Origin of the sequence: Dietzia sp. IN118 (genome assembly GCF_032905965.1) — a bacterium.
Taxonomy (GTDB): domain Bacteria; phylum Actinomycetota; class Actinomycetes; order Mycobacteriales; family Mycobacteriaceae; genus Dietzia; species Dietzia kunjamensis.
In genome coordinates, this window is sequence record NZ_JAUMSR010000001.1 from 921,756 (window position 1) to 937,152 (window position 15,397).

The window sequence follows — 15,397 nt, forward strand, 5'->3', positions numbered from 1 at the left end:
GGAAGGGGTGTTGTCGAATGGGTGCGGGCCATTCCCATGGTCGTCCCTCCGGCCACGCCGGTGGGCGATACCGGGCGCGCCTCGGGGGTGCGTTCGCCCTGACGGCGGCGTTCTTCGGGGTCGAACTGGTCGCCGGCCTGGTCTCCGGCTCCCTCGCCCTCCTCTCCGACGCCGGCCACATGGGCGCGGACGTGGTGGCACTCGGCGCGGCCCTCCTGGCCACGGTGGTCGCCACCCGGCCCGACGCATCAGGCCGCCGGACGTTCGGCCACTACCGCGTGGAGATATTCGCCTCCGGCCTGGCGGTGCTCATCATGCTCGGCATGGGCGTATACGTCCTGATCGAGGCCGTCGGTCGGCTCGGCTCCGACGCCTCCGTCGCCACCGGGACGATGCTCGTCGTCGGCGCGCTGGGACTCGTCATCAACGTCATCTCCCTGCTGTTGTTGCGCAGCGGGTCCGACGAGAGTCTGGCAGTGCGTGGCGCGTACCTCGAGGTGCTCGCCGATGCGGCAGGGTCCGTCGGTGTGATCGTGGCGGCGCTGCTCATGCGGGCGACCGGGTCGACGGTGTGGGACCTGATGGTCGCGGTGGCGATCGCCGTGTTCATCGTGGTCCGCGCGGTGGTGCTCGGACGGCAGGTGGTCGCGGTCCTCGCCCAGCACGCACCCGTCGGAGTCGATCCGGTGGAGGTGGAGGCCCAGCTCGGAGCCCTGCGTGACGTCGAGGAGGTCCATGACCTGCACCTGTGGACACTGACCTCGGGAATGGACGTGGGTACCGTGCACCTGGTGGTCGACTCGGTCGCAGATCACTCAGAGGTGCTCGGCGAGGCTCGGCGCGTCCTCCTGGAGGAGCACGGGATCGAGCACGTGACGGTGCAGATCGAGACCGCCGGGGTCGTCGGTTGCCGCGAACTGGGGTGGTGAACCGTGCCCGAGGGTGATTCGGTGCACCGGGCTGCGGCGCGGGTCCGCGAGGCCCTCGCCGGCCGCACCCTGGACAGGAGCGAGCTCCGTGTACCGAGATTCGCCGCCGTCGATCTCGCGGGCAGGTCGGTGGTGACGGCCCGGTCCCGGGGGAAGCACCTCTTCGTCGTCGTCGGCCCCGACGATGAGGGCCGTGACCCCGTCACCCTCCACATCCACCTCAAGATGGAGGGCCGCATCCACGTCCTGCGTGCGGGGGACCGGTGGCGGTTCCCCGCGCACACCGTCCGGCTGCTCCTGCGTGCCGGTGACGTCGAGGTGGTGGGCACGGAACTCGGACTGCTCCGCGCACTGACCCCCGCCGAGGCCGACCGCGCCGTCAGCCACCTCGGGCCCGATCTCCTCAGCGCGGATTGGGACCCGGTGACGAGCACAGACGAGGTCGTGCGGAGGATCAGCGAGCGACCCACTCGTACGATCGGCGAGGCGTTGCTCGACCAGCGCAATCTGGCCGGGATCGGGACCGTCTACCGGGCGGAGCTGTGTTTCCTGCGCGGGGTGGACCCGCGGGATCCGGTCGAGGTCGTGCCGGACCTCCGTGCGATGGTCACACTGGCGCGGCGGATGCTGGTGGCCAACGCCGACCGCACAGTCCGGGTGACGACCGGCGACACCCGGCGCGGGCGCGAGCTGTGGGTGTACGGCCGCGACGGCAAGCCGTGCCGCCGGTGCGGGACCGAGGTGGAGACGTTCCGTCTCGGAGGACTCGCGGACCCGGACGAACCGAGCGACTCCCTGGATCGCATCGCCTACCGTTGCCCGTCCTGCCAGCCGCGTCGTGCCACACTGGGCGCATCGCCAACGGAGGAGAACTCGTGACCGACCGCAAAACGATTCTGATCACCGGTGCCAGCTCTGGCCTCGGGGAGGGAATGGCCCGCCGCTGGGCCGCGCAGGAGAAGAACCTCGCGCTGTGCGCGCGGCGCCTGGACCGCCTGGAGGAGCTCCGAGCCGAACTGCTGGCGGCGAATCCCTCGATCACGGTGGCGGTCCGCGAGCTCGATGTGGCTGACGGTGACGCGGTGGAGCGGGTGTTCGGCGAGCTGGACGCCGAGCTCGGCGGCATCGACCGGTTCGTACTCAACGCCGGGCTGGGCAAGGGCGCCTCGATCGGCACGGGGAAGGCACACGCCAACCGGGAGACCGCCATGGTGAACGTGGTGGGGACGCTGAACCAGGCCGAGGCGGCGATGGAGCGGCTCTTCACCCGGGGTGAGGGGCACCTGGTGTTCATCTCGTCGGTGAGTTCGTTGCGCGGCATGCCGAAGGCGCAGAACACCTACGGCGCGACCAAGGCGTTCGTCTCGGCCCTGGCGCAGGGTCTCTACGCCGAGCTGGACAGTGCGGGCAGCCGGATCAAGGTGACGGACATTCTCCCGGGGTATATCCGCACGGACATCAACCGGTCGGTGAAGACCGCGTTGATGACCGAGTTCGACGAGGGCGTCGACGCGCTGGTCAAGACGATCGACGCCGAGCCCACCCGCGCGCTGGTTCCCGCCAAGCCGTGGAAGGCGATCGGGCCGCTGCTCACGCTCCTGCCCGAGAAGATCAGCCGCCGCTTCGTCTGACCCACTGGTGGCCCCACCCGGGCGCCGACGAGGGCCGCGCCGTCATGCCCGGCGCGGCCCTCGTGGTGTCAGAAGGGTGGCGGGTCGATGAGTTCGTCGAGGCGTTCGTGGAGTAGGGCGCGGATGCCTTTTTCGATGTCGCTGTGGTGGGGCTTGTTGCGGGCCCACCAGCGGCTGGCGCTCTCAGGGGTGGCGCTGGCGGGGGTGGCTTTCTCGGGCGTGGTGCCGGTGGCCGCGGCGGTGGTGGAGCTGGAGGCGCCCGTGCCGGGCGCGGGTGGGGTGGGGTCAAAGGTGCGGGCGCTTTCGGCCTTGCGGCGTTCGGTGCGGTGGCGGGCCGCGCGGCGCGACCAGAACGTCGGCTCCGCGTCGGCCTTCTCGTCACCGGTGGGCCCGGGGCTGCGGCGTTGCTGCCGGGTCCACGCCTCGGTCTCGGCGCGGGCCTGTTCACGCCGGTACTCGGCCAGTGGGCCGGAGGGTCGGGTGAGCATGGTCGAACCGTCCGGGGTGCGCACCAGCAGGGTGCCGTCGGGCTGCAGGTCGTAGATCCAGTCGGAGAAGGTCTTGAACCGGTGATGGCGCCGGCACATTGCGGCGAGGTTGCCCTCGATGGTGTGCCCGCCCCGCTGGGGGTCGGCGTGATCGAACGGCACCACATGATCCAGATCACAGGCCTCGGCCGGGATCGCACAGCCGGGGTGGCGACAGGTGCCATCGCGCAGCCGGATCCGGCGGGCCAACTGGGCACCGGGCCGGTATTTCAGGGCGGTGCGGGCGTCATCGGCGGCCCCGATGCGCGGGTCGATGGGTTCGAAGGTGGCTCCGTCGCTGGTGGCGAGCATGTCGAGCAGGGCCTGCAGGGCGGCCTGGCCGGTGCGGGTGAACTCCACTCGGGCGCCGCCGGCGTCGCGGGCGGTGTTGCCGGTGGCGATGACGGTGACCTTCGGCCGCAACGCCACCCCGGCACCCGGCGCGCCGGGCCGGCCGGGGCGGGCCGGGGTGCCGGCTAGGCCGGGATCGCCGCACACCAGGGACATCAGGGCGTCGGCGCGACGCTCGGCGATCGAGTAGTCCTCGACCTCATCAGCGCCAGTGCCGTGGCCAGTGGTCGCGCCGCCAGTCCCAGCGCCCGCGGTGTCGGTCTCGGCTTGGGTGTTGGCGGCGGCTTGGGCGTCGGCGTACTTGTGGTCTTTCACGCGCTGGTCGAGGGCCTCGGCCAGGACGGCTGCTTCCTCGGTGGCCAGGATCGCCGAGACACTGGACATGCCATCGACGCCCTTATGGAACCGCACCCCGCGGGTGCGGGCCGCTTCCTGACGGCGCAAGCGGATCCCGTTCGCGTCGTAGCGGGCGATGATCGCATCGACGTTGCCGCGGATGGCTTTCTCACCAAGGCGCACCCCGCCCTCGATCGCGGCGAGATACTCCTCGACGACCTGCCGCTGCACCGCCTCGAGCACATCGACGTGGACGGTGGCCATCTGCGAGGCCAGGATATTCGCGGCCTGCAGATCCAGCCGCCCCTGCGCCATCGCGGACAGGATCGCCGGATACCGCAGGTGCAGATCGAGGGCGAAGGTGATCATCCGTTCGGCCCGGCCCGTCGAGATCGCCATCGCCGACACCACGTACCCGGCCGCGACATCGATCGGATCGAGCACGGCATGACCGGGCCGACACTCACCGCCGCCCGCACCGGACTCCTCCCGGCGCTGGCATTCGACAAACAACTCGTAACAGGCCACGAACCGGCGCGCCGCCGCACGATTCTCGCCCATCCACCCCTCCCGCGCCGCCGCCCGCAGCCCCGACAGCGACACGGGCGCCGCGGAACCGGAGCCGCCACCGGACGGGGACGGGCCACCGGACGAGGAGGGGCCACCGGACGGGGATGGGGACGGGCCACCGGTCGCGGCGTCTGCGTTACCGCCCATGTGCCCCACCCCCTGCCCGTCTGGTTGGTATCGAATCTGTGTTCTACAGTACGCACACACATTCGAGTACGCAAGGGTTTTCCCCCGACGCACCGGAGGAGCACAGGAGACGCGCCGGGGGTCGAGCAGCTAGGCCGAATCGCGCGGTTCCGGGCCGACGACGTCGAAGAGCATGGCGGTGAACTGCCCGTCGGTGTCGAGTTGACGACGGTGGAGGCGGAGCCGACGGGGGAGCAGGGGGCGGCCGGAGCCGAGGACCACCGCGCACTGGTGGATCCACACCCGGTCGAGCAGGCCGAGATCGGCGAACTGGCCGGCGAGGTCGCCTCCACCGACCACCCAGACGTCCCGCCCCGCCGCGGCCTCGACGAGGCGGGGGTGCAGGTCGGCGAGATCGCCGGCGAAGAACTCCACGCCGTCGACGGGGTCGAGGTCCCGGTGGGTGACGACCCAGGTGGGCTGTGAGTACGGCCAGACGAACGGTTGGCCGTCCTTGGTGAGATCCCGGCGGACCCACTCGAAGGTGTTCGCACCGCAGACGATCGAGCCGACGCCGGCGAAGAACCGGTCGAAGTGGAGCTCGGGCGCCGACTCGTCATCGGCCCCGGCAGTCGACCCCGGCGCGGCGCCTCCGGGAGTGGTGAAAAGCCAGGTGAGGCTTTCGTCGTCGTCGGCGATGTACCCGTCGAGGCTCGTCGCGGTGCAGTAGATCGTGGCCATGCTCATGAATCGCACGGTGGCGCGCGCCGCGCGAGGGGGAGAGGGCCCGTACTCAGCGCCGGCCGCGTGCCTCGCGGTAGATCTCGACCAGGGAGTCCGTGGAGGAATCGAAGGTGGGGCCCGGGTGGGTGTCGGCGGTGAGCGCGCCCAGCAACTCGCCGGCCTGGGCCTTGCCCAGCTCGACGCCCCACTGGTCGAACGCGTTGATGCCGAGGATCGCGGCCTGGGTGAACACGATGTGTTCGTACAGTGCGATGAGCTGGCCGAGGACACCCGGCGAGAGCGACGGCGCGAGGATCGTGGTGGACGGCCGGTTCCCGGGCATGACCTTGTGGGGCGCGAGAGTCGGGTCGACGCCGTCGGCGAGGACCTCCTCCTCGGTCTTGCCGAACGCCAGGACCCGCGACTGCGCGAACAGGTTGGCCATGAGCAGGTCGTGCATGGACACCGCGTCCGACCCATCGGTGGGGTGGGCGTCCAGGTCCGTGCCCGGGCGGGCGATCCCGATGAAATCGACGGGAACCAGCTGGGTGCCCTGGTGGAGGAGCTGGAAGAACGCGTGCTGGCCGTTGGTGCCGGGCTCGCCCCAGTAGACCTCGCCGGTGGGGTAGGTGACATCGGAGCCGTCGAGCCGGACCGACTTGCCGAGCGACTCCATGGTCAGCTGCTGCAGGTAGGCCGGGAACCGTCGGAGGTCCTGGGTGTAGGGGATCACGGCCTTGGACTGCGACCCGAGGAAGCACGTGTACCAGATCCCCAGCAGCGCCATGAGGACCGGTGCGTTGTGCTCGGGCGCCTCGGTGGCGAAGTGCTCATCCATCGTGTGGAAGCCCTCGAGCAGTTCGATGAACGCCGGTGGCCCCACCGTGATCATCACCGACAGCCCGATGGCGGAGGAGACGGAATATCGTCCACCGACCCAGTCCCAGAACTCGAACATGTTGTCCGCCGCGATGCCGAAGTCGGCGACCTTCTCGGCGGCGGTGGAGACGGCGACGAAGTGCGAGGCGATCGCGTCCTCGGAGCCGAGGGCCTCCACGAAGTGCCGGCGCGCCGCGTGCGCGTTGGCCATGGTCTCCTGGGTGGTGAACGTCTTGGAGGCGACCACCACCAAGGTCGTTGCCGGGTTGATCTCCGCGAGGGTGGCCGAGAGGTCGGCGGGGTCGACGTTGGAGACGTACCTGGCGCTGATGCCGGCCGTCCGGAACTGCCGCAGGGCGCTGTCGACCATCACCGGGCCAAGGTCGGAGCCCCCGATGCCGATGTTGAGCACCGTGTCGATCCGCTCGCCCGTGTGTCCGGTCCACTCGCCGGAGCGGACGCGGTCGGAGAAGTCGGCCATGCGTGTGAGTACCGCGTGGACGTCGGCCACCACGTTCCGGTCGTCGACGACGAGTTCGGCATCGGGCGGAAGACGGAGCGCAGTGTGGAGAACCGCGCGATCCTCGGTCGTGTTGATGCGGTCGCCCCGGAACATCGCGGCCCGCTGCGCCGGCAGCCGGGCGGCGTGGGCGAGTTCGAGCAGGGCGGACAGGATCTCGTCGGTGACCAGATGTTTGGACAGGTCCACGTGCAGATCGCCCGCGGTGACCGACATCCGGCGGCCGCGGTCCGGGTCGGCGTCGAACAGCTCCCGCAGAGACACCTCGCCGATCGACGGAACCAGGTTCTCCACCGCTGCCCACTGCTTCGTCGTGCTGATGTCGGTCATGGCTTCGAGGCTAACCGGGAATAACGGCGGGCCGCGGGCCGTTCCGGCGATGTGACCCCCGGAGTTCCTCCCGACGTCCCCATCGCCCGCCAGGCCGAGCGACTCATCGAGCTCGGGGTGCCCGAGCTCGCCGGAATCACGGCCGACCAACTGCGGGCCCACGCCCGCGCCCTGCCTGCCGGACCCGGCGACAGCGAAGGCGGTGGCGGGTCCGTGCTGGCCGTCCACCCGTCCCTGGTGCCCACCGCGCGACTGGCCACCCTCATGCGCCGCCACGGTAAGGCGGGCTTCGTCGTCGTCGACATGACCGACCTGGCCGAGTTCGTGCCCACCGACGACGTCCACGTCCCGGACGCCCCGTTATACCTGGTGGGGGACGTGACACGCGACGACGACATGCTGGACTGGACGCCCACCGACGCCCACACCGAGATGGGCGTCCGGGGTCGTACCCCGCTCACCGTTTCCGAGGGGATCAGCTGGCTGCTTCAGCGCCCCGACCTACTGGAGCCCGGGAAGTGCTTCATGTGCATCGGCTCACGCAAACCCAAGAAGGGCGGCGGGCTGGACTCGCGGACGCCCGCACTGTGGATCAGTGGCGGTACGGGCCGCGACGGCAAGCAGAACAAGGGCGCGCCCAAGGTGGGATGGTGCTGGGCGAACAACCACCACACCTGGCTGGGCTTCGCGTCCACGGCGGGCAGGGTCGGGCCGGAAGAGTAGCCGGGGCCCTGGTTGTCAGTACAGCTAGTAGCCCAGGCGGCCCCGGCCGAGACGCAGCAGCATGCCGGCGAGGGTCTGCCCTTCCTCGCCGAGCGAGGAGAACCGCTCGTAGACCTTGAGCTCCCGGGTGTGGACGAGCTTCGTGCCGCCCGACTTCATGCGGGTGCGGCCGATGCGCTTGGAGATCTCGCTGCGGCGGACGATCGCATCGAGGATCTCGGCGTCCAGGCGGTCGATCTCCAATCGCAGTTCCTGGATTTCGGACTCTGACAGCGGGTCGTCGGTGCCGGCGGGATCGATGCTCATGACCGAATTATCCCACTGCGCCCCGAACCGGACGAATGACCGTCTAATGTTTCCGCCCGTGGAAGATATCAACACGTTTCTCGCCGACATCGGATCGGTGATCTGGGGACCGTTCGTCCTCATCCCGCTGCTGCTGGGCACCGGCCTGTTCCTGACGATCCGGCTGCGGATGCTGCAGTTCCGCAAGCTGGTCCCCGCCCTCAGGCTGGGGCTGCTGAAACGGAAGGACGACGGCGGCGAGGGTGACATCTCGCAGTACCAGGCGTTGACCACCGCCCTGGCCGCGACCGTCGGCGTGGGCAACATCGTCGGTGTCGCCACGGCCATCGCGCTGGGCGGACCGGGTGCCCTCTTCTGGATGTGGATCACCGCGCTCGTCGGCATGGCGTCCAAGTACTCCGAGGCGTTCCTCGGTGTGCGCTTCCGCGTCACCGACGCCCGCGGCGAGCAGTCCGGCGGCCCGCAGTACTACCTGCACCGGGGGTTCGCGGAACTCTTCGGGCGCACCGGCGGCAGGATCGGTCTCGTCCTCTCCGTCGTGTTCGCGGTGTTCGCCGTGCTGGCCAGCTTCGGCATCGGCAACATGACGCAGGGCAACGCGGTGGCCACCCAGCTGGACAACTCGTTCGGCGTCCCGCACGTCACCACCGGCATCGTGATGTTCGTCCTCACCGGTGCGGTCCTCCTCGGCGGTATCAAAGCGATCGGCCGCGTCACCGCCGGGTTCGTGCCGCTGATGATCGTGCTCTACCTCGTCGGCGGGACCGTCGTGCTCGTGGTCAACGCCGGCCAGATCCCGTCGGCGTTCGGCCAGATCTTCTCGGACGCGTTCACCGGCACCTCGGCGGTCGGCGGCTTCGTCGGCTCGGCGATCCTCTACGCCATCCAGATGGGTGTCGCCCGCGGCATCTTCTCCAACGAGTCCGGCATGGGATCCGCCGCCATCGCGGCGGCGGCCGCCAAGACCACGCACCCCGCCCGGCAGGGCCTGGTGTCGATGACCCAGACGTTCATCGACACCATCATCGTCGTGACGTTCACCGGTCTGGTGCTGGTGACCACGGGTGTGTGGCAGGAGGGCAGCGACAGCGCCGGGACGATGACCGCAGACGCCTTCGGCTCCGCGATCCCCGAGGGCGACAAGCTGGTGGCGGTGTCCATCGCGTTCTTCGCATTCTCCACCATCCTCGGCTGGTCGTACTACGGCGAGCGCTGCATGGAACGGCTCGTGGGCGCGCGCGGCGTCATCCCGTACCGCATGGTGTTCACCTGCGTGGTGTTCGTGGGGGCGGTCACCGAGCTCGAGGTGGTGTGGAATTTCGCCGACGTCATGAACGGCCTCATGGCCATCCCCAACCTCATCGGCCTCCTGGTCCTCTCCGGCCTCATCGTCCGCGAGACGCGCCACTACCTGGACAACGACCCGGGCCTGACCGCCACGGCGTCCCAGGTGAAGGAGTTCACGGGGGCCGGTCAGCGCTGATCCCGGGGTGTCGGACCGAGTGGGTAGATTGGACCCACGATGACCGACACCGCACACGCTTCCGCCCGACCGACCACGCCCCACTCGCCCCTCCTGGACGGGCTCAACCCACAGCAGGCCGCCGCGGTCACACACCGCGGCGGCCCGTTGTTGATCGTGGCCGGCGCGGGCTCGGGCAAGACCAGCGTGCTCACGCGGCGGATCGCGTACCTGCTGGCCGAGGGTGGCGCGCACCCGGGGCAGATCCTGGCCATCACGTTCACCAACAAGGCCGCCGCCGAGATGCGCGAGAGGGTCGCCACACTGGTCGGCCCGCACGCCGAGCGGATGTGGGTGGCGACGTTCCACTCGATCTGTGTGCGGATCCTTCGCGCCCAGTCCGCGCTGCTCGGGACGCGGAACTCGAACTTCACGATCTACGACTCGGACGACTCCCGGCGGCTGCTGGGGATGATCGCCAAGGAGCAGCAGCTCGAGGTCAAGAAGTTCACCCCCCGGATGCTGGCCACGGCCATCTCCAACCACAAGAACGAGTTGCGCGAGCCGTCCGAGGCGATGGACCGGGCGATGGAGGACTCCGACCGCACCGGGCAGACCGTCGCGGCCGTCTACACGGAGTACCAGTCGAGGTTGCAGGCGGCCAACGCCTTCGATTTCGACGATCTGATCGGGGAGACGGTCGCGCTGCTGCGTGCCCACCCCGAGGTCTCGGCGTACTACCGGCGGCGGTTCCGTCACGTCATGGTGGACGAGTACCAGGACACCAACCACGCCCAGTACGTCCTGGTGCGCACGCTCGTCGGCGGGGCGGCCGGGAACGACGACGACGAGGTGGGCGTCCCCCCGGCCGAACTCTGCGTTGTCGGTGACGCCGACCAGTCGATCTACGCGTTCCGCGGGGCCACGATCAGGAACATCGAGGACTTCGAGCACGACTACCCCGATGCACGTTCCATCCTGTTGGAGCAGAACTACCGTTCCACGCAGACCATCCTCACGGCCGCCAACGCCGTGATCTCGCGCAACCCGGGCCGCCGGGAGAAGAACCTGTGGACTTCCGAGGGCGCGGGTGAGCTGTTGGTCGGCTACGTGGCGGACAACGAGCACGACGAGGCGAGGTTCATCGCCGGGGAGATCGACAGGTTGGTCGACTCGGGTGAGGCCTCCTACTCCGACATGGCCGTGTTCTACCGGACCAACAACTCCTCCCGCGTGGTCGAGGACGTGTTCGTCCGACTGGGCCTGCCCTACAAGGTCGTGGGCGGCACCCGGTTCTACGAGCGCAAGGAGGTGCGCGACATCGTCGCCTACCTCAAGGTGCTGGGTAACCCGGACGACACCGTGGCGCTGCGCCGGATCCTCAACACCCCCCGACGAGGGATCGGGGATCGTGCCGAGGCGTGCGTAGTGGTCCACGCCGAGCAGCGGGGGATCGGGTTCGGCCGCGCGTTGCGGGACGCGGCCGAGGGAAAGGTGGCGCTGCTGCCGACGAGGTCCGTCAAGGCGATCGCCGGGTTCGTGCAGATGCTCGACGACCTGCGGGGGCGGCTGGACGGCAGCGGTCACGCCGCCGGGGAGGACTCGGCGCCCGATGTCGGGGCACTGGTGGAGGCCGTGCTGGAGAGCACCGGCTACCGCGCCGAGCTGGAGGCGTCCAACGATCCGCAGGACGCCGCCCGGTTGGACAACCTCAACGAGCTCGTCGGCGTGGGCCGGGAGTTCTCCTCGGAGGCCGCACTGCAGCGCTCCGCGCGGGAGCAGGGCTTCGGGATCGAGGACGCCGGGGAGGCCGCGGGCGCGGTGCCCGACCAGACGGATGCCGACCTCGACGAGGGTTTGGCGGAGCCCGGGTCGCTGGCGGCGTTCCTCGAACGGGTCTCGTTGGTCGCCGACGCCGACCAGATCCCGGACGAGGATCAGGGGCAGGTCACTCTGATGACCCTGCACACCGCCAAGGGGCTGGAGTTCCCGGTGGTGTTCCTCATCGGCATGGAGGACGGACTCTTCCCGCACATGCGGGCGCTGGGGGACCCGGCGGAGCTGTCCGAGGAGCGCAGGCTCGCCTACGTGGGGATCACGCGCGCCCGCAAGCGCCTATACCTGACCCGCGCGATGATGCGCTCGTCCTGGGGGCAACCCATGACCAATCCCGGGTCGCGGTTCCTGGAGGAGATCCCCACCGAGGCGATCGAATGGCAGCGCGAGGAGCCGGCCGGTGGGGGCGGTGTCGGGGATGACGACTCGTATGTCCCGCGCCGCCGCTTCGGAGGCGGTTCGGGCGGGTACGGTTCGGGCGGGTACGGCTCAGGTGGAGCCGGGTCCGCGAGTGGACGGTCGTCCGGGATCCCCCGCGCGAAGGCGTCCGCCCCCGCCCTCGAGCTGGCGCCGGGGGACCGGGTCACCCATGACAAGTACGGACTCGGCAAGGTGCTGTCCTGCGACGGCAGTGGGCCGCGGGCCACTGCGACGATCGACTTCGGTGCGTCGGGCAAGGTCCGGCTGATGCTCATCGGGGGCGTCCCCATGCAGAAGCTCTAGAGCAGAGGCGTCATGGCGCCGCCGGGGCCGGGCCTCTCGAACTATCGAGTGGGCCCGGCCGGAACAGGTCGAACTGTCAGCTACCGAAGGCGGAGGCGACGCTGCCCGCGAGCACGTCGAGACCGTGCTCGGCCAGCCAGATGACGGGATCGACGTGCTGCTGGCCGTCGTTGACGAGCACCTCGAAGTGCAGGTGGGTGCCGGTCGAGAAACCGAGGTTGCCCATACCGGCGATCTTCTGACCGGCGTAGACGCGCTGGCCCTTCTGGACGTCGACGGTCTCCATGTGGCCGTAGACCGTCATGGTGCCGTCGTCGGACATGATCCGAACCCAGTTGCCGTAGCCCTGGGCGGGGCCCGCGTCGACCACGACGCCGTCCGTGGCAGCCAGGATGGGCGTGCCGTTGACGTTGGCGATGTCGATGCCCGAGTGCATCACGCCCCACCGCATCGCGTAGGGGGAGGTGAACGCGCCGATCGCGGGGATGACGACCTTCGGCCGTCGCGCCTGCTCCTCGGCGATCTCGCGCTGGGCGTTGATCTCGGTGCCCGCGTACAGCATCGTCGAGCTGATGTCATCGGTGGACGAGCCGTCGGCAGCGGCCGGCAGGACGACCGGCGCCGGGGCCGAGGGCGTCGCCGGCGCCGAGGTCGACGGTGCACCGGGCGCGGAGGTGGCGGGGGCGGGCTCCCCGTTGGCGAGCAGGGCGATGTCCCCGGCCTCGGCCGAGTGGGTGCTCGTGTCGCTCATGGCGGAGCCGGCCGAAGCCGCGGTCACCGCGGCGCCGGCCGCGACGGCCAGGACGGCTGCGCGACCGCGCAGTGCGTGCGGCGGCGCGGGCATCCGGTGACGGCCGACCCGGTGCGCACCGACAGGGGGGATGACGACGGGAGTCGCGGCTTCCTCGAATTGCGACTTCTGCACCGTGTCGTTTCCCCTCTGCGTTCGCGCCGTGATCTTTTCGTGATGAACGTCGTCCAACGTAACGGATCGGCAACGGTGCCGCAAGGTTGTCGGCGGCGCGTGGGGGAGGGGTGCGTCACACCGGTGCGACTCGTGGTGCCCGAGGGGCTCCGGGGTGCGCATGTGTGGGGTGTGACGGTTCGGACTGCCGTCCGGTGTGATCCACTACACACAGCTACCCCCAGTGTGCGACGGGGGACACACCACGCGCCTAGGATGAGGCAGGACTCGGCTTTCGACAGGGCCGGGCGAATCTACCCACGTCAAGATGGTGAGCTGATGGATCTCTTTGAATACCAGGCAAAGGCTCTTTTCGCGAAGCATGACGTGCCCACCACCCCGGGGCGCGTCGCGGACACCGCGGAAGAGGCCGAGAAGGTTGCGGCCGAGATCGGCAAGCCTGTCGTCGTCAAGGCGCAGGTCAAGGTCGGAGGCCGTGGCAAGGCCGGCGGCGTGAAGCTGGCGGAGGATGCCAAGGAGGCCCGCGCCCGGGCCGAGGACATCCTGGGCCTGGACATCAAGGGCCACATCGTCAAGAACCTGCTGGTCGCCGAGGCCAGCGACATCGCGGAGGAGTACTACATCTCCTTCCTGGTCGATCGGTCGAACCGCAATTACCTGGCCATGTGCTCGGTCGAGGGCGGCGTCGAGATCGAGCAGGTCGCCGAGGAGTCCCCGGACCGCCTCGCCCGGATCAACATCGACCCCACGGTCGGTGTCGACGAGGCCAAGGCCCGCGAGATCGCGAAGGCCGGCCACCTGCCGGAGGAGGTGCTGGACGCCGCTGCGGTGACCATCGCCAAGCTGTACGACGTCTTCATCAAGGAGGACGCCACGCTGGTCGAGGTGAACCCGCTCGTCCGTACGCCGAATGACGAGATCCTCGCGCTCGACGGCAAGGTCACCCTGGACGAGAACGCCGAGTTCCGTCACAAGGAGACCTTCGCCGACTTCGCCGACGCGGGCACCACGGATCCGCTCGAGCAGAAGGCCGCGGAGAACGACCTCAACTACGTCAAGCTGGACGGACAGGTCGGCATCATCGGCAACGGCGCCGGTCTGGTCATGTCGACCCTCGACGTCGTCGCCTACGCGGGCGAGAACCACGGCGGCGTCAAGCCCGCCAACTTCCTCGACATCGGCGGCGGTGCCTCTGCCGAGGTCATGGCCAACGGTCTCGACGTCATCCTCAATGACGAGCAGGTCAAGAGCGTGTTCGTCAACGTCTTCGGCGGCATCACCGCGTGTGACGCGGTCGCGAACGGCATCGTCAAGGCCCTGGAGATCCTGGGCGACGAGGCCAACAAGCCCCTCGTGGTCCGGCTCGACGGCAACAACGTCGAGGAGGGTCGCAAGATCCTCGCCGAGGCGAACCACCCGCTCGTGACCCTGGCCGACAACATGGACTCCGGCGCCGACAAGGCCGCCGAGCTGGCCGCCAAGTAAGAAGCTAAAGGACCTTACACACATGTCGATTTTCCTCAACAAGGACAACAAGGTCATCGTCCAGGGCATCACCGGCGGCGAGGGCAGCAAGCACACCGCCCGCATGCTCGCGGCCGGTACCCAGATCGTCGGCGGCGTCAACGCCCGCAAGGCCGGCACGACGGTGTCCCACAAGGACGCCGACGGTAACGACGTCGAGCTGCCCGTGTTCGGTTCCGTGAAGGAGGCCATGGAGGCCACCGGCGCCGACACGACGATTCTGTTCGTCCCGCCGCCGTTCACCAAGGACGCGATCATTGAGGCCGTGGACGCGGAGATCGGGCTCGCCGTGGTCATCACCGAGGGCGCCCCGGTGCTGGACACCGCCACCGCGTGGAACTACAACGTCGCCAAGGGCGGCAAGACCCGCATCATCGGCCCCAACTGCCCGGGCATCATCACGCCGGGCGAGTCGCTGGTCGGTATCACCCCGGCCAACATCGCGGGCAAGGGGCCGGTCGGTCTGGTGTCCAAGTCGGGCACCCTGACCTACCAGATGATGTACGAGCTGGCCGACTACGGTTTCTCGACCGCCATCGGCATCGGTGGCGACCCGATCGTCGGCACCACGCACATCGACTGCATCGAGGCCTTCGAGAACGACCCGGAGACCAAGGTCATCGTCATGATCGGCGAGATCGGCGGCGACGCCGAGGAGCGTGCGGCCGATTACATCAAGGCCAACGTCACCAAGCCGGTCGTCGGCTACGTGGCCGGCTTCACCGCCCCCGAGGGCAAGACGATGGGCCATGCCGGCGCCATCGTCTCCGGCTCCGCGGGTACCGCGCAGGCCAAGAAGGAGGCCCTGGAGGCCGCGGGCGTCAAGGTCGGCAAGACGCCGTCCGAGACCGCGCAGCTGGCCAAGGATCTTCTCGACGCCATGTGATCCGCCCGCGGTGGCCCTCCCGGCCACCGCGAGTGAGCAGGCCCCAGCGACCCCCGTCATCCCCGGATGGCGGGGGTCGCGGCGTGCCGG

13 protein-coding genes are annotated in these 15,397 nt (G+C 69.5%); 8 read left to right on the plus strand and 5 right to left on the minus strand.

All coding sequences use genetic code 11. The features are described 5' to 3' along the window. Window positions 1-17: 17 nt before the first annotated feature. From Q2K20_RS04555 to Q2K20_RS04565, 3 genes are read left to right on the plus strand one after another with little or no spacing between them, the layout of a single operon-like run. The gene (locus tag Q2K20_RS04555) at window positions 18-929 is read left to right on the plus strand and encodes a cation diffusion facilitator family transporter (protein ID WP_069389276.1); all 912 of its coding nucleotides are present in this window, start codon (window positions 18-20) and stop codon (window positions 927-929) included. Between the two features lie 3 nt (window positions 930-932). Continuing rightward, window positions 933-1,808, plus strand: coding sequence for a DNA-formamidopyrimidine glycosylase family protein (locus Q2K20_RS04560; protein ID WP_069389275.1), 876 nt, complete (start codon window positions 933-935; stop codon window positions 1,806-1,808). Beyond that, the gene (locus Q2K20_RS04565; protein WP_069389274.1) at window positions 1,805-2,560 is read left to right on the plus strand and encodes an SDR family oxidoreductase; all 756 of its coding nucleotides are present in this window, start codon (window positions 1,805-1,807) and stop codon (window positions 2,558-2,560) included. The genes Q2K20_RS04560 and Q2K20_RS04565 overlap by 4 nt, the downstream gene beginning before the upstream one ends. 68 nt (window positions 2,561-2,628) lie before the next feature. Here the strand turns inward: Q2K20_RS04565 and Q2K20_RS04570 are convergent, their stop codons facing one another. From Q2K20_RS04570 to pgi, 3 genes are all read right to left on the minus strand, one after another. Continuing rightward, window positions 2,629-4,491, minus strand: a complete 1,863-nt coding sequence (locus tag Q2K20_RS04570) for an HNH endonuclease signature motif containing protein (protein WP_317176694.1) — start codon at window positions 4,489-4,491, stop codon at window positions 2,629-2,631. Between the two features lie 129 nt (window positions 4,492-4,620). After that, window positions 4,621-5,217, minus strand: a complete 597-nt coding sequence (locus Q2K20_RS04575; protein ID WP_235027780.1) for a dihydrofolate reductase family protein — start codon at window positions 5,215-5,217, stop codon at window positions 4,621-4,623. 46 nt (window positions 5,218-5,263) lie between these two features. Further along, on the minus strand, window positions 5,264-6,922 hold the full coding sequence (gene pgi / locus Q2K20_RS04580; protein ID WP_317176695.1) for a glucose-6-phosphate isomerase: 1,659 nt from the start codon (window positions 6,920-6,922) through the stop codon (window positions 5,264-5,266). Window positions 6,923-6,973: 51 nt separating this feature from the next. On the opposite strand from pgi, the gene Q2K20_RS04585 reads away from it, so the two are divergent. Next, window positions 6,974-7,645 (plus strand): DUF5701 family protein, encoded by a 672-nt coding sequence (locus tag Q2K20_RS04585; protein WP_317176696.1) that lies wholly within the window; start codon window positions 6,974-6,976, stop codon window positions 7,643-7,645. Between the two features lie 24 nt (window positions 7,646-7,669). On the opposite strand, the gene Q2K20_RS04590 is transcribed toward Q2K20_RS04585, so the two are convergent. Continuing rightward, window positions 7,670-7,951: a chorismate mutase gene (locus tag Q2K20_RS04590; protein ID WP_069388780.1), complete on the minus strand. Its 282-nt coding sequence runs from the start codon at window positions 7,949-7,951 to the stop codon at window positions 7,670-7,672. A 46-nt stretch (window positions 7,952-7,997) separates the two neighbouring features. Between Q2K20_RS04590 and Q2K20_RS04595 the strand changes: the two genes are divergently transcribed. Together Q2K20_RS04595 and Q2K20_RS04600 are read left to right on the plus strand one after the other, a co-directional pair. Beyond that, window positions 7,998-9,434, plus strand: coding sequence for an alanine/glycine:cation symporter family protein (locus Q2K20_RS04595; protein WP_119192004.1), 1,437 nt, complete (start codon window positions 7,998-8,000; stop codon window positions 9,432-9,434). Between the two features lie 39 nt (window positions 9,435-9,473). Beyond that, window positions 9,474-11,972 carry a UvrD-helicase domain-containing protein gene (locus Q2K20_RS04600; RefSeq protein ID WP_069388778.1) on the plus strand — a complete coding sequence of 833 codons (2,499 nt, stop codon included), beginning with the start codon at window positions 9,474-9,476 and terminating at the stop codon, window positions 11,970-11,972. A gap of 76 nt (window positions 11,973-12,048) precedes the next feature. Here Q2K20_RS04600 and Q2K20_RS04605 read toward each other — a convergent pair whose 3' ends face one another. Beyond that, the gene (locus Q2K20_RS04605; RefSeq protein WP_227022049.1) at window positions 12,049-12,897 is read right to left on the minus strand and encodes a M23 family metallopeptidase; all 849 of its coding nucleotides are present in this window, start codon (window positions 12,895-12,897) and stop codon (window positions 12,049-12,051) included. A 318-nt stretch (window positions 12,898-13,215) separates the two neighbouring features. Between Q2K20_RS04605 and sucC the strand changes: the two genes are divergently transcribed. Both sucC and sucD read left to right on the plus strand, forming a co-directional pair. Beyond that, entirely contained in the window at window positions 13,216-14,382 is a 1,167-nt protein-coding gene (gene sucC / locus Q2K20_RS04610) for an ADP-forming succinate--CoA ligase subunit beta (RefSeq protein ID WP_067717323.1), read from the plus strand. Between the two features lie 22 nt (window positions 14,383-14,404). After that, window positions 14,405-15,307: a succinate--CoA ligase subunit alpha gene (gene sucD, locus Q2K20_RS04615; RefSeq protein WP_067717326.1), complete on the plus strand. Its 903-nt coding sequence runs from the start codon at window positions 14,405-14,407 to the stop codon at window positions 15,305-15,307. Window positions 15,308-15,397: the final 90 nt, after the last annotated feature.